The following is a 13,511-nucleotide window of genomic DNA, read 5'->3' on the forward strand; positions in this document are numbered from 1 at the left end:
CCGTGACCAACGAGCCGGTGCGCGGCGACATCTATGTCTCGGTCCCCGAGACCTATGCCGCGCGCACGATCAGCTTCTTTGCCACTACGAAGAAGGGCTTCGTCTACAAGGTCGCCTGCCGGATCGAGCCGATTCCGGCGGCTCAGGTCTTCGTCACCAATCCGGCGATCGCGCGAAACAAGGCCGCCGACTGGGAGGGCGAGACACCGCCCGAGACGAGCGCGGTGCGCCTGATCGAAGCCATGGCGAACGACCGGACGATCGACGGCTTCGCCGTGCGCCAGGCGAGCAGTACCCCGGCCCGTGCCGGCGAGCTCGAGGTCCAGCTCCTCGCCGAGTACCGGGGCGCGAGCCTTGCCGGAAAGGTCGTGCGCCTCAGCAACCGCGGCGCGAAATCCGTGACGCTCAAGGAAAGCGATCTTGCCCCGCGCGGTACCCTTGCCGTCGCGATCCAGACGCCGCTGCTGTCGCCCGGCGCGAGCACCACCGCCTTCGTCGTCGGCACAAGCGGAGAGGGCGGGAGTCACACGCGACCATCCTGGGCACTGTTTTCGGACCATTTCTGACAGGCCAAAGGTCACCGGTGCCCCCAACCCTGCCCCCGGAAAATGTGGATGCAAATGGCTACATCCGGATTGATCCACGTGGCCATCGACCATGCCTTGACGGGCCTCCCCCGCCCTGCCCAGCAGTGACCGGTGGCTCAATCCAAACGTGATGGCTCACGCTTCTTGACGCACCCTAGCCGGTCGATACCGGCCTCGGCCTGGTCCATGATCCGGGCGATCAGCTCGGCACACGAGGGGATGTCACGGATCAGTCCCTGCACCTGTCCCGCATAGATCAGGCCGGCCTCGAGATTGCCGGTCTCCAGGACTTGGCGGACCCGCGTTCCGGCAACCAGCGGGGCTACGGCCGCGAAGGGCTCGCCCATGCCGCTGATCCGGTTGACCTCGTCGGCCACCGTGTTGTGGACCACCCGCCCGGAGTTCCGGTACTCGCGCAGGATCAGGCGGGTGCTCCGTTCGTCGTTGTCGACAAGGAGTTGCTTGACCGCCTCGTGGACCGGTGCCTCGCGCGTGGCCATGAAGCGGGTGCCCATGGTGACACCCTCGGCGCCGAGCGCCAGGGCGGCGATCAGTCCCCGCCCATCTCCAATCCCGCCGCTGGCGACCACCGGAACGCGGACCTTATCCACGGTCGCCGGGATCAGGACGAGCCCAGGCGTGTCGTCCTCGCCGGGATGGCCTGCGCATTCGAAACCGTCGATCGAGACGACGTCAGCGCCCATCCGCTCCGCAGAGAGTGCGTGGCGGACCGAAGTGCACTTGTGCAGCACCGTGATGCCATGCGCCTTGAAATGCTCGATATGCACGCGCGGCGATGATCCCGCCGTTTCGACCACCCTCACCCCGCTATCGATGATTGCCTCACGGTAGGCGGCATAGGGCGGCGGATTAAGCGAGGGCAGGAAGGTCAGGTTCACCCCGAACGGCTTGTCCGTCAATGCCCGGCATCGCGCGATCTCGTGCCGCAGATCGTCAGGCGTGGGCTGCGTGAGGGCGGTCAGCATGCCGAGCGCCCCCGCATTGGAGACCGCTGCGGCCAGTTCGGCCCGCCCGACCCACATCATGCCGCCCTGGATGATCGGATGGGCGATCCCCAGCAGATCGGTGATGCGGGTCCGGATCATGGCAGGGTGCCCTCAAACAAGGCGCGGCCGCCCCGGCAGAGCTGGGACGACCGCACGAGTTGGACTGAGTGGCAGGGCGCCCGGATGGGCACCCTGCCTCAGGGTCAGAAGCGGTAGGCGACCGAGGCGCCGTAGACGGACGGCTTGCCGCGATACCGGATCAGGGTGTCGAGGTAGGTCGAGATCGCGGTCGTGAACGCCTTGTTGGTGATGTTCCGGCCGTAGAGCGTCGCCCGCCAGCGCCCGTCCGCCGTCGCCACGCCCATGCGCGCGTCGAGGGTGGCATAGCCCGGGATGTTGAAGTCCACCGCCGGCAGGGCCGCGTTGTTGAACGTGGTGTTCTGGCGACCCTGGTAGGTCAGCGTGCCACCGACGAAGCCGTTCAGGTTGCCCGAGACGGGGAACTCGTACTGGGCATCGGCATTGGCGCTGAACTTCGGCGTGTAGGGCAGCTCGGAGTCACGGAAGTTGCCTGTGTAGCCGGCGGCGTTGTAAACTGCCTGCCCGTCCGGGGTCTTCGCGTAATCCGAGGTGACCTTGGCCTTGAGGTAAGTGGCGCTGCCGCTCAGCGTCAGGCCATCGACCGGCCGCACGACCAGTTCGCCCTCGATGCCGAAGATGTAGGACTTGGGCACGTTCAGCATCTTCTCGAGCAGGCCGAAGACCGGATCGGCGATACGGCCGCGGACTTGCTTGTCCTTGTAGTCATAGTAGAACGCCGCGGCGTTCAGCTGGACCTTGCGATCGGCCAGCGGCGCCTTGAAGCCCGCTTCGAAGGCCAGGACCTTCTCCTGGGTCGCGGGCGTGTACTGCAGGACGCGCGAGGCGCCAATGGCCGAGAAGGTGCCGGCCTTGTAGCCCTGGCTGACCGTCGCGTAGAGCAGCGTGCCCTGGTCGAACTTGTAGTTCAGGCCGAAGCGGAACGAGACGTTGTCCTCGCCCAGGTCGCTGTTGACCGGCTTGATCGTCGACTTCGCCGTGCCCAGCAGCAGGTCACCCGTGGTCGGGAAGCACTCGCCCGGCTTGATCGTGATCGGCACGCTGTTGAGCGCCGAACCATAGATGATGGCTGTGCCCTGGGCGGTGTCGATCGCGGGGTCGTTGTAGCAGTAGGTCGCGCTCTGCTTGGTGTTGGTGTAGCGCACGCCGCCCTGCACCGTCAGGTTGGGCACGACCTCGGCTTCCACGTTCGCGAACACGCCGTAGGAGCGCAGCCGCGAGGTGTAGTTGTTGAGGGTCAGCGCGATCAGCCCCAGGTTGCCGGAATAATCGTTCAGACGGAAGAAGTTGTTCTGCTCGGTCCGGACGTTGTCATAGCTGCCGCCGACGATCCAGTGCAGCTTGTCGGTGTTCCCGGCAAGACGCAGTTCCTGGTTGAAGGTGCGCACGTTGCCGTTGAGCGGCACGTCCACCACGCGGGCCACGGTGCCGTCCAGATCCTGGTTGTAGGCCAGCTTCTGCTTGGCAAGGGCGGTGACCGAAGTCAGTGTGATCGTGTCGGTCAGCTCGATGTCGGCCCGGCCGGCGAACTGGTAGTAGCTGTTGTCCGACTTGCCGAGCAGGCCCGGGGTCCACTCCGCGTCGCGCGGATCGTTGCTGATCCGGGTGCCGAGCACGGCGCGGGCACCGGCGGCAACCGCGGCGTCGGTGCCGTTGAGCCGGGTCACCAGCGTCGACTGGGCGCCGAGGAAGCTGGCGCTGTAGCCGGCCTGGCCGGGGGTGGTGAACTGGGCATAGCGAGCGGCATCGACGTAACCGAAGGGGTTCTTCGAGGCCGTGAGCTGCGCCTGGCTGCCGTAGATGTTATAGATCGTGCCGGCGTACTGCGGAGCAAGCGGATCCGATTGGTCACGCGATCCGGTGGCCATCAGCTCGATCTTGACCTTCTCGCTCGGACGGATGTCGAGCGTGAGGCGGCCCATCAGCTTGCGGGCATCGCCGTTGTGGTCATCGGGCCGCGACAGGCTGCGCTGCCAGGCGCCGCCGGTGACGGTCTTGACCGCCAGACGGGCCGAGACCTTGTCGCCCAGCGGGCCGCTGACGAAGCCACCGATCTCGGCACGGTTGAAACGCTCGTAGGAGGCGTCGACACCGGCATGGAAGTCCTGGGTGGGCTTGCCGACGATGTAGTTGATCGCGCCGCCGGTCGAGCTCTGGCCGAACAGGGTGCCCTGCGGGCCCTTGAGCACTTCAACCCGTTCGATGTCGAGATCGAGCGCGTCCGACATCACGGGGGCGTTGCGCGGGATCTGGTCGGTGTAGACCGAGACCGACGGGGGCGCGCCGAAGGTGGCGTCATAGAGGCCGATGCCGCGCAGGGTGAAGACCGGGGTCGAGTAGAGCGACTGGGTGAAGGTGAAGCCCGGGACGAGCTTGGCCAGATCGGCAGGGCCGCTCACGCCGCGGGTGATCAGGCTTTCGCCCGAGGCCGCGGTGATGGTCAGGCCGACGCTGTTGGCCGACTGCTCGCGCTTGTTGGCCGTGACGATGATCTCGCCGGCGGCGGGGGTGTCGTCCGCAGCCGTTTGACCCTGGGGTTGAGCCTGGGCGAAGGCCGGAGTGGCCAGCATGGTGGCGAGCGCCACAAAGGCTCCGCTCGCAAGGTACTGTTTATTCAGGCGCATCGCTACCTCCCTCACATGGTCTCGCCGGCTCTCGCCGCACGCAGCTTCACTCCCGCGGCCAAATGTCCCGCGGCACCGGATCACCCGGCGATCATCCCGCCGTCGACAACATGTTCATGGCCGGACACGAACGATGCCTCGTCCGAAGCTAGGAACACGACGACATTGGAAACTTCTTCGGGCTGGGCCATGCGGCCCAGCGGAATGCCATCGGCGGCCCCGCCGCCGGTCTCGTCGGTGGCGGCCACCATCATCGGGGTGAGGATGTAGCCGGGGTGGACCGAGTTGACCCGGATCCCATCCTTGCCGTGCCACACCGCCATGAGCTTGCTCATCCCACGCACGGCCCACTTGCTTGCGCAGTAGGCCGCGTTGGACGACGCCGCGGTGCCCAGCATCCCGGCGATCGACGAAATGTTGACGATCGACCCGCCGCCGCCCGCGATCATCGAGGGCACCACCGCCTGCATGCCCAGATAGACACCGAGCTGGTTGACCGCGCAGACCTGCAGGAACTCTGCCTCGCTGAAGTCCAGCAGGCCCTTGATCGGCCCGATGATGCCCGCGTTGTTGACCAGCACCGACACCCGGCCGAACCGCTCCTCGGCGGCGGCGACCACCTCCTGCCACTGGGCTGCGTTGGCCACGTCGTGTTCGACGAACACGGCCGCCTCGCCCAGTTCCGCGGCGATGGCCGCGCCGCGGCTCGCATTGATATCCGTCATCACCACCTTGGCGCCCTCGCGGACGAAGGCCCGGGCATGGGCCTCGCCCATGCCCTGGGCCGCGCCCGTGATCACGGCCACCTTGCCCGCGAGCCGCGCCATGGTCAGGCGGCCACCGGCTCGGCTGCGCCGATCTTGGGGGCGACCTCCTGGGCCAGGAGCTTCATCGAGTGCTCCCAGGGCTCCGGGTTGTCGATGTAGTCGTGGCTGTAGATCAGCAGCGTGCCGAAGGGCCCGCCCAGATCATCGCACCAGGCCTGGATCTTCTGCCGCACGGTCTCGGGCGAACCAACGATCCAGACATGCTCGGCGAGGTACTCGGCATCGACCGCCTCGGGATCGACCGAAGGGTCGTGCAGCAGGCCCTTGAGCACGCCGAAGCGCTGGTAGGTCGGCTTGATGTAGCTGTCCCAGGCATGGCCGAGGCCGCCCTCGATCGCCAGCTTGCGCGCCTCGGCGTCGGTCTCGGCGACGACCACGTCGCGGACCACGCGATGCGCCGAACGGTCGCTCGACCGGCCCGCCTTCTCCATCTCCTCGCGGTAGGTGTCGAAATGGCTGCGCAGGAAGTCATTGCCGGCATAGACCGAGGCCGGAATGTAGCCGCGCTTGCCGGCAAAGGTGATCGACGGCGAGGGAGCCGACAGGCCGGTCATGGCCATCTGCATTTCCCCGCCCCAGGGACGGATATCGCGCAGCGGGTGCTTGGGATCGCTCGCCGGGCAGCCGGCGTTCCAGAACTGGCCCTCCATCTGGAACGGCTCGTTCTTCCAGACGCGCTGCATGATGTCGATCGCCTCGAGCATCATCGCGTGGTTCTTGCTCATGTCGGTGATGCCGCGCAGCGCCGCGTCGGTCGGATAGGCGCCCGTGGCGACGCCGAGCATGTAGCGGCCTTCCAGCACCTGGCTGAGCCAGGCCGTCTGCACCGCCAGGGTCGCCGGGTGGTGATAGGGCAGCAGGTGGGCCAGCGGCCCGAACTTGATCTGCTGCGTCTGGAAGGCGGCGGCGGCGATCACCAACTCGGGGCTGGGGATGCTTTCCCAGTCCAGCGTGCCGTGCTCACCCACCCAGTATTCGCTGAAGCCGATGCGATCGGCATGGATCGCCTGCTGCACAGCCCACTGGAAGACCTGCTTGGCGGTCCGCTCGGGCCGAAGGAACGGCGTCTGGAACATTCCGATTTTCATGGGATCACCTTTCCTGAGCTGGACGAAGCGACGACAGCCGGGCGGGACCGGCCGTCCGCCTCAGCCGAAATCCTTCCACTCGACGAGCAAGCCGTCGGGGCCGAAGCGCATGAAGCTGCAGAACTTGAGCCGGAAGCTCTCCCCGGCGGCGCCGAACCCGGGCAGATCGACCGCGGCGGTCCCGACATACCAGGCCTGACGGATGACGGTATCGCCCACCTCGAGCACCATCTCGGCATCCTCGAACCGGCGATCCGGGACGTAGCTTGCCGCGAAGCCCTGCAGCACTTCGATCAGGCCATCGCGCGAATTCAGCACGAAGTTGCGGTTGAAGTGCGCAAAGTCGATGTCCGGCGCGATCAATTCGGCCATCGCACCGAAATCCTTGGCGTTGTAGGCTTGGATCAACCGTTCGGACTTGTCTGCCAGTTCGCCCATCACACCCTCCACGCGCCGTGGTCCTTCCGACGCACCCGAAGGCGGGCCGGGATCGGACAATGGTGGCGCTGCAGCCTCTCACCCATGGGAATCGAAATTCCTCAGTTTCTGACGGCGGATGTAGATTCCCAAAAAACCGCAGTCAATTTTTTTCGACGTTTTATCGGAAATATTGGAGCAAATGCCTGTTTTGGTGGCGTTAAGCATGCCCCAACGGCCATCAATCCGACCCTTGGTCGGCGGAACGTATGCTGTTAATAGCGGAAAACGCCACCAGACAAGGCTGCCAATCCATGCCAACGCAATCCCGGGCCGCCGTGTCCCTGCAGTCTGCCCTTCCCGCGACCGATGCGGACGAGTGGGAAGACCTGCTCCACCGGGCCACCACCCGACCCAAACGCGCGCCCGATCGCAAGCAGGACCGCAGCAAGCGCACCGAACAGCAGATCCTCAACGCCGCTCTGCGGGTGTTCGCGCGCGACGGGATCTCGCGTTCACGGATCGCCGACATCGCCGCCGAGGCTGGGATCTCCACCTCCACGCTCTACGAGTACTACAAGAGCAAGGAGGATCTGGCCTACGACCTCCCGACCTCGCACCTGGTCACCTTCTTCGAGGAGTATCGGACCGCCGTGGCCGGGCGAACCTCGGCCCGCGACAAGTTGCAGCTTTATCTTTCGATGTCGGCCGACTTTGCCCGCGAGCATGCCGAATGGGGCCGCCTGTTCTACCTCGAGATCTGGCCCAGCGTGCTCGTCAGCGAAACCGAACTGCGCCATTCCGTCGATGACTTCGCGCGGATCGTGCTCTACCTGATCGACGAGGGTGTGCGGCAGGGCGAATTCCCCGCTGGCCGAAACACTTACGAGACAGCCTCGCTGCTGCTCGGCGCGGTCAACCAGGTGATCATCACCTGGCTGCTGTACCGCCGCCCCCGCAATCTGACCAAGGCCAGCGCGGAAATCACCGAGCGCGTGCTCAACATGATCGCCAACGAGAAGGACTGAGGCGCCCTGCCCTAGGCGTCGCCGAAACGGGCGGGACGTTTCTCGAGAAAGGCGGCAACGCCTTCGGCACCGTCGCGGCCCGCCGCCAGGCCTCCGGACAGGGCCTGCGCCTGCAGATAGGCATCGGTCCAGGTGCGCCCCTCGGTGGCAAGGCAAGCCTGCTTGCGCGCCACGATCGCGGGGAGGCTCTTGCCGGCGATGGTTTTCGCAAGATCCATCGCCTTCGCCAGGACGTCTTCTCGCGGCACGACATAGTTGAAATAGCCCGTCGGCTCGAGTTCGCGCGCGGTGAAACGCGAGCCGGTGAACAGCATCTCGCGCACCTTGGCTTCCGGCATTCTGGCCAGGGCGAGGATACCTGCCCCGCCCGCGACCAGGCCGTAGTCGATCTCGGGACAGGAGAACCGGGCGTTCTCCGCCGCGACCCTCATGTCGCACAGACCGACCAGCAACATGCCGATCCCGACCACCGGACCGTTGATGGCGGCAATCACCGGGCGCTCGATCGCGGCAAAGCGCGGGAGCGAGGCGTTGATGAACTCGTAGCGCGCCTTGCGCTTCACCGGGTCCATGCCGACGAAATCGTTGAGGTCGGCCCCGCCGCACCACGCCCGCGACTCGTCGGGAGCGGTCAGCACGACCGCCTTGATCGCAGGATCACCATCGATCCGGTCGGCGAGCCGAACGAGGTCCTCATAGACCGCGATGGACACGGCATTGACAGGCGGGCGACTGAACAGCGCCACGGCGACCCCGTCGCTGTCGACGGTCAAGGTGAAATGCCCCCATTGCTCCATCATTGATGTCCTCTCCCTGTTCGGGGCCGACGCCTGCCTCGCAGCCCCGCGATGCGCAGCCACCGAGGCGCCCTGATCTGCCGGCGCAGCACGCCACGCCACGAAGGCTCGCAACGAATGGCTTCCCTTTTGCGCTCCGATCCTGCACTATACCCGAAATTTCGTCGAAAACGTATACGAGGAGTGCGGGTATGGGAAGGCTGGACGGGAAGGTCGCGATCATAACGGGCGCGGCGCAAGGCATGGGGGCGGCCCATGCCCGCCGTTTCGTCGCCGAGGGCGCTGCGGTACTCATCACGGACATCGACGCGGCCGGCGGCCAAGCCCTGGCGGACGAACTCGGCGACAAGGCCGCCTTCTTCCAGCTCAACGTCGCCGACGAGGCCAGCTGGGCCTCTGCCGTGAGCGCGGCCGAAAGCCGGTTCGGTCCGGTCACGGCGCTGATCAACAACGCGGGGATCATCGGCGCGCCGACCAAGTGCGCCGATCTGAGCGAAGCCGAGTTCAACCGGGTCTGCGCCATCAACCAGACGTCAGTGTTCCTGGGCACCAAGCACGTGATCCCGTCGATGCTGCGGGCCAGCGGCGGGTCGATCGTGAACATCTCGTCGATCTCGGGCATCGTCGCGATCTACGGCACACCGAACGTGGCCTACGCCGCCAGCAAGTTCGCGGTCCGCGGGATCACCAAGCAGGTCGCGATCGAATACGGGAAGGACGGCATCCGCGCGAATTCGGTCCACCCCGGCTACATCAAGACCAAGATGATGACCGATGCGCTCGACGAGGAGGGCATCAGGATCGCCTCGGGCTCGGTGCCGATCGGACGGGTCGGTGAAGCGGAGGACGTCTCGAACCTGGTGGTCTTCCTCGCCTCGGACGAGTCGGGCTTCATCACCGGCTCGGAATACATCATCGACGGCGGCCTGACCGCGCTCTGACCCCCAGATCCGGGCAGTTGTGGCAGGGGCGGGAGCGGCATGGCCGCTCCCGCCCCTGCACATTTGGACTTGCGCCATCCGCTCCAGCCGCTAGGTATATCCGACGGTTTGTCGGATTTGGTGAATCTATGGCGGGGGATGACACGACCGGGTCGGCGCAGGCGGCGGATGCCGCACAGCGCGCCGCCTTTCTCGAACAGATGCGACAGGTCCCCGGCGCCGTCGCGGTGATCTCCGCCGCGACCGGCGAGGAGGCCGGCGGCCTGGTTGCGACGGCCTGGTCCTCGCTCTGCGCCGATCCGCCGATGCTGCTCGCCTGCGTCAACCGGACCACTAGCGCGCATGACCTGATCCTGCGCGCCGGGGCGTTCGGCCTCAGCCTCCTGTCCGCGGACGATCAGCACGTCGTAGGCCATTTCTCGGGCAAGAACGCGCTGACCGGCAAGGACAGGTTCGTCGAAGCGCTGTGGAGCGCCGGCCCCGAAGGACAGCCGCTGCTCGACAGCGCCACCGTTTCGTTCGAATGCACCATCGAGACCACCCATTCGCACGGCACGCACACGATCCTGATCGGACGCGTCGGCGAAATGCGCCGCAAGGCCGGTGCCAGTGCCCTGCTCTATCTGGACGGAAAATATGCGATGGCCGGGCCGGTCTGACCCGCCATGACGTGATGGAGCGGATCCGCCAGCAAAGCCGCGCGGATCCGCAGAGAGGACGCGAGCAATGATAAACAAGATCGTCGATTCGATGGCCGAGGCCGTGGCCGGCCTGCAGGATGGTGCCGCGATCATGATCAGCGGTTTCGGCGACGCCGGGGCGCCGGCGGAACTGATCGAGGCGGTGATCGCCCAGGGGGCGACCGACCTCACCATCATCAGCAACAACGCTGGAGCCGGCGAAGTCGGCATTGCCGCGCTGATGAAGGCCAAGCGCGTGCGCAAGGTGATCTGCTCGTTCCCGCGGCAGAACGGCTCGCACCACTTCGAGGCGCGCTACCGCGCGGGAGAGGTCGAGCTGGAGCTGGTCCCGCAAGGCAACCTGGCCTGCCGCATCGAAGCCGCGGGCGCCGGGCTGGGCGCGGTCTACACGCCGACCGGCTATGGCACCTTGCTCGCCGAGGGCAAGGAAACCCGCGAGATCGACGGACGGCATTACGTGCTCGAATACCCGATCCATGCCGATTTCGCGCTGGTCAAGGCGCGGGCCGCGGACCGTTGGGGCAATCTCGTCTATCGCAAGGTCGCCCGCAATTTCGGACCGATCATGGCGCGCGCCGCCAGGACCACCGTGGTCCAGGTCGCCGAGATCGTCGAACTGGGCGCACTCGATCCGGAAACGATCGTGACCCCCGGCATCTTCGTCAACCGCGTGGTGCTGAGCAGCGCCCCCGCGACCGCCTGACCGAAGGAAACTGACATGCAGCGCATGGACCGTACCGCCCTCGCCGCCCGGGTCGCCCGCGACATTCCGGAAGGCGCCTACGTCAACCTCGGCATCGGCGCCCCGACCATGGTCGCCAACTACCTGCCGCAGGACAAGGAGGTGTTCCTCCAGAGCGAAAATGGCCTGCTCGGCATGGGCCCCGCCCCGGCCGAGGCGGACATCGACTGGGAGCTGATCAACGCCGGGAAGCAGCCGGTCACCCTGCTCGCGGGCGGATCGTTCTTCCACCATGGCGACAGCTTCGCGATGATGCGCGGCGGGCACATCGACATCTGCGTGCTCGGGGCCTTCCAGGTCTCGGTTCACGGCGACCTTGCCAACTGGCACACTGGCGCGCCCGATGCGGTTCCCGCCGTCGGTGGAGCCATGGACCTCGCGATTGGGGCCCGGCAGGTCTTCGTGATGATGGATCTCCTCACCAAGGCAGGCGAGAGCAAGCTGGTCGAAAAGTGCACCTACCCGCTTACCGGCCTCGCCTGCGTGTCCCGCGTCTACAGCGACGTCGCCGTGTTCAGCGTCGGACCCGAGGGAGCCAGGGTCATCGAGATGGTCCCGGACATGACGCTCGAGGAGCTGAGGGGCATGACCGGCCTCCCGCTGGAGATGGCCTGACCATGCCCAACCGGACCGACTTCGGAGCCTTTACGGTCTCCCGCCACGAACACGGGGTGCTCCAGGTCACCTTCTCCCGGCCACCGGTGAACGCGGTTTCGCTCTCGGTCTATGAGGATCTCGGGACGCTGGCCGACTATGTCACGAGCAACGAAGCCGTGCGGGTGCTGGTGATCACCGCTCCGCCCGGCGCTCGGGCCTGGTGCGGCGGGGCCGACCTCAACGAGTTCAAGGACATGACCGCGGAGCGCCGCAAGGAGCGCTACCACTTCATCAACGAGCAGCTGCCGAAGTTCCATGGTATCGATCGTCCGATGATTGCGGCGATCGAGGGCGCCGCCGTCGGGGTGGGCGTCATGCTCGCCGGGATGTGCGATCTGCGCGTTGCGGCCGAGAACGCCCGCTTCGCCTGCCCCGAGGTCGATTACGGTCTGGTCGGCGGTAGCGCCGGGCTGTTTGCTGCGCTGCGGATGCCCGAGGCGAAGATCCGCGAAATGGTCTACACGGGCCGCGCCTTCACCGCGCGCGAGCTCGAACCGACCGGCTTCTTCAACTACGTCCTGCCCGCCCCGGCGGTGGTGCCGATGGCGCTGGATCTCGCCGCGCAGATCGCGCGCAAGAACCTGCCCGTGCTGCGCGCCCGCAAGCGCGCCTCGCTCGAATGGGAAGGCTCGGAATGGATGGACGCCTATCTGGAGGCGCAGGAGATTTCCGCGGCGCTGGTCGAGGATCCGCTGAGCCAGGCGGCGGTCGAGGCGGCCCTGAAGGCCGGCAGCAAGCCCGAGGCCAGATGACCGCAACGGCCGGGGCCGAATGGCGTCGCGGTTGGCCCAGCGTGGCGCTGACCGCACTGGGCCTGACCTGCGCGCCAGCCACACTGCCGGTCTATACTCTGGGCCTGTTCGTCGCCCCGCTCAGCGCCGAATTCCTCTGGAGCCGCGCCGCGATCCAGGCGGCGATCCTGTTCAGCACCGGGCTCGGGCTGGTCGGCGGACCGCTCGCCGGGTGGCTGGTGCGCCGTTACGGGCTGCGGCTGACGGTCGTGTCGGGTCTTGCCGGCATGGCCCTGTCCCTGCTGCTCGGTGCCGCCATGAGCGGATGGTTGTGGCAGCTGTACCTCGCCTATGGGCTGATGTCGCTGCTCGGTGCCGGGGCCAACGCGGTGAGCTGGAGCACCTATGTCGCGGCGAGCTTCGAACGGAGCCGCGGGCTGGCGCTGGGCCTGGCTCTGTCCGGCACGGGCCTGTCCGCCATGCTCATGCCGCGGATCGCCGAGGCCGGGCTGGAGCAGGGCGGATGGCGGTCGGCCTACCTCGCTTTGGCGGCCTTCGTGGCCCTTGCGGTCCTCCCGCTCTGCGCCGTGTTCGTCCCGCGCGGCATGCCCGAGACACCCGGCGGGGACGGCAGTTCGGCACAGGCCCGGGGCATGGACGTCAGCCACGTTGTCCGTACCGGGCGGTTCTGGCTGATCGGACTCTCCTCGGCCTGCATCTACATGGCGGTCGGGGGGCTGATCCCCAACCTCGTCCCGGCACTGACCGACCGCGGGATGAGCGCGGCCCAAGCCGTGGGCGTGATGGGCTCGATGGGTGCGGCGATCATTGCCGGGCGCTTGGCCGTGGGGATCCTGGTCGACCGGCTCTGGGCCCCGCTGGTGGCGCTGATCGTGCTGGTGCCGGCGGCGATCGGCTGCCTGCTGCTGAATACTGCGCAGCCCCTGCTGGTCTACAGCCTGTGCGCCGCCTCGATCGGGCTGGTCACGGGCATGGAGTTCGACATGCTGGCCTTCCTGATCGGCCGCTATTTCGGACTGCGCGACTATGCCCGGATCTACGGGCGGCTCTACATGTTCCTGGCGGTATCGGCTGGCATCGCCCCGATGACCTTCGGAGCGATCTACGATCGCACCCACAGCTATGCCATGCCGATTTACGCTGCGGCAGCGCTGCTCCTTGCCGGTGGGGCGATGCTGCTCCTGCTCAGACGCTATCCCGACCTCTCGGATCCGGCGGCGGAAACCGTCGCCGCCTGAGACGCC

Annotated in this window: 14 protein-coding genes; 8 read left to right on the forward strand and 6 right to left on the reverse strand. The window is 66.8% G+C overall.

Annotated features, from left to right (window positions below; all coding sequences use genetic code 11):
• On the forward strand, positions 1-566 hold a 566-nt coding region (locus tag H7F53_RS15545), incomplete at its 5' end, for a type-F conjugative transfer system secretin TraK (RefSeq protein WP_185680427.1).
• Positions 567-703: 137 nt separating this feature from the next.
• Here the strand turns inward: H7F53_RS15545 and H7F53_RS15550 are convergent.
• From H7F53_RS15550 to H7F53_RS15570, 5 genes are all read right to left on the reverse strand, one after another.
• Positions 704-1,693, reverse strand: coding sequence for an NAD(P)H-dependent flavin oxidoreductase (locus H7F53_RS15550; protein WP_185680428.1), 990 nt, complete (start codon positions 1,691-1,693; stop codon positions 704-706).
• Positions 1,694-1,797: 104 nt separating this feature from the next.
• Positions 1,798-4,317 (reverse strand): TonB-dependent receptor, encoded by a 2,520-nt coding sequence (locus H7F53_RS15555; RefSeq protein ID WP_185680429.1) that lies wholly within the window; start codon positions 4,315-4,317, stop codon positions 1,798-1,800.
• Positions 4,318-4,397: 80 nt separating this feature from the next.
• Complete coding sequence (locus tag H7F53_RS15560; RefSeq protein WP_185680430.1) at positions 4,398-5,144, reverse strand: glucose 1-dehydrogenase; 747 nt, start codon at positions 5,142-5,144, stop codon at positions 4,398-4,400.
• Between the two features lie 2 nt (positions 5,145-5,146).
• Entirely contained in the window at positions 5,147-6,232 is a 1,086-nt protein-coding gene (locus H7F53_RS15565; protein ID WP_185680431.1) for an LLM class flavin-dependent oxidoreductase, read from the reverse strand.
• A 60-nt stretch (positions 6,233-6,292) separates the two neighbouring features.
• The gene (locus tag H7F53_RS15570) at positions 6,293-6,670 is read right to left on the reverse strand and encodes a nuclear transport factor 2 family protein (RefSeq protein WP_185680432.1); all 378 of its coding nucleotides are present in this window, start codon (positions 6,668-6,670) and stop codon (positions 6,293-6,295) included.
• Positions 6,671-6,963: 293 nt separating this feature from the next.
• Here H7F53_RS15570 and H7F53_RS15575 point away from each other — a divergent pair, with 293 nt between their 5' ends.
• On the forward strand, positions 6,964-7,677 hold the full coding sequence (locus H7F53_RS15575) for a TetR/AcrR family transcriptional regulator (RefSeq protein ID WP_185680433.1): 714 nt from the start codon (positions 6,964-6,966) through the stop codon (positions 7,675-7,677).
• Positions 7,678-7,688: 11 nt separating this feature from the next.
• Here the strand turns inward: H7F53_RS15575 and H7F53_RS15580 are convergent, their stop codons facing one another.
• Entirely contained in the window at positions 7,689-8,477 is a 789-nt protein-coding gene (locus tag H7F53_RS15580; RefSeq protein WP_185680434.1) for an enoyl-CoA hydratase/isomerase family protein, read from the reverse strand.
• 188 nt (positions 8,478-8,665) lie between these two features.
• Between H7F53_RS15580 and H7F53_RS15585 the strand changes: the two genes are divergently transcribed.
• The 6 genes from H7F53_RS15585 to H7F53_RS15610 all read left to right on the forward strand — a co-directional run bounded on the left by H7F53_RS15585 (position 8,666) and on the right by H7F53_RS15610 (position 13,505).
• Positions 8,666-9,415, forward strand: a complete 750-nt coding sequence (locus tag H7F53_RS15585) for a glucose 1-dehydrogenase (protein WP_185680435.1) — start codon at positions 8,666-8,668, stop codon at positions 9,413-9,415.
• Positions 9,416-9,543: 128 nt separating this feature from the next.
• Positions 9,544-10,074: a flavin reductase family protein gene (locus H7F53_RS15590; protein ID WP_185680436.1), complete on the forward strand. Its 531-nt coding sequence runs from the start codon at positions 9,544-9,546 to the stop codon at positions 10,072-10,074.
• Between the two features lie 67 nt (positions 10,075-10,141).
• Entirely contained in the window at positions 10,142-10,819 is a 678-nt protein-coding gene (locus H7F53_RS15595; protein WP_185680437.1) for a 3-oxoacid CoA-transferase subunit A, read from the forward strand.
• A gap of 15 nt (positions 10,820-10,834) precedes the next feature.
• The gene (locus H7F53_RS15600) at positions 10,835-11,473 is read left to right on the forward strand and encodes a 3-oxoacid CoA-transferase subunit B (RefSeq protein ID WP_185680438.1); all 639 of its coding nucleotides are present in this window, start codon (positions 10,835-10,837) and stop codon (positions 11,471-11,473) included.
• A gap of 2 nt (positions 11,474-11,475) precedes the next feature.
• On the forward strand, positions 11,476-12,267 hold the full coding sequence (locus H7F53_RS15605) for an enoyl-CoA hydratase/isomerase family protein (protein WP_185680439.1): 792 nt from the start codon (positions 11,476-11,478) through the stop codon (positions 12,265-12,267).
• Positions 12,264-13,505 (forward strand): MFS transporter, encoded by a 1,242-nt coding sequence (locus H7F53_RS15610; protein WP_185680440.1) that lies wholly within the window; start codon positions 12,264-12,266, stop codon positions 13,503-13,505. Before H7F53_RS15605 ends, H7F53_RS15610 begins: the two co-directional genes overlap by 4 nt.
• Positions 13,506-13,511 lie beyond the last annotated feature (6 nt).

The organism is Novosphingobium piscinae, from assembly GCF_014230355.1.
GTDB classification, from domain to species: domain Bacteria; phylum Pseudomonadota; class Alphaproteobacteria; order Sphingomonadales; family Sphingomonadaceae; genus Novosphingobium; species Novosphingobium piscinae.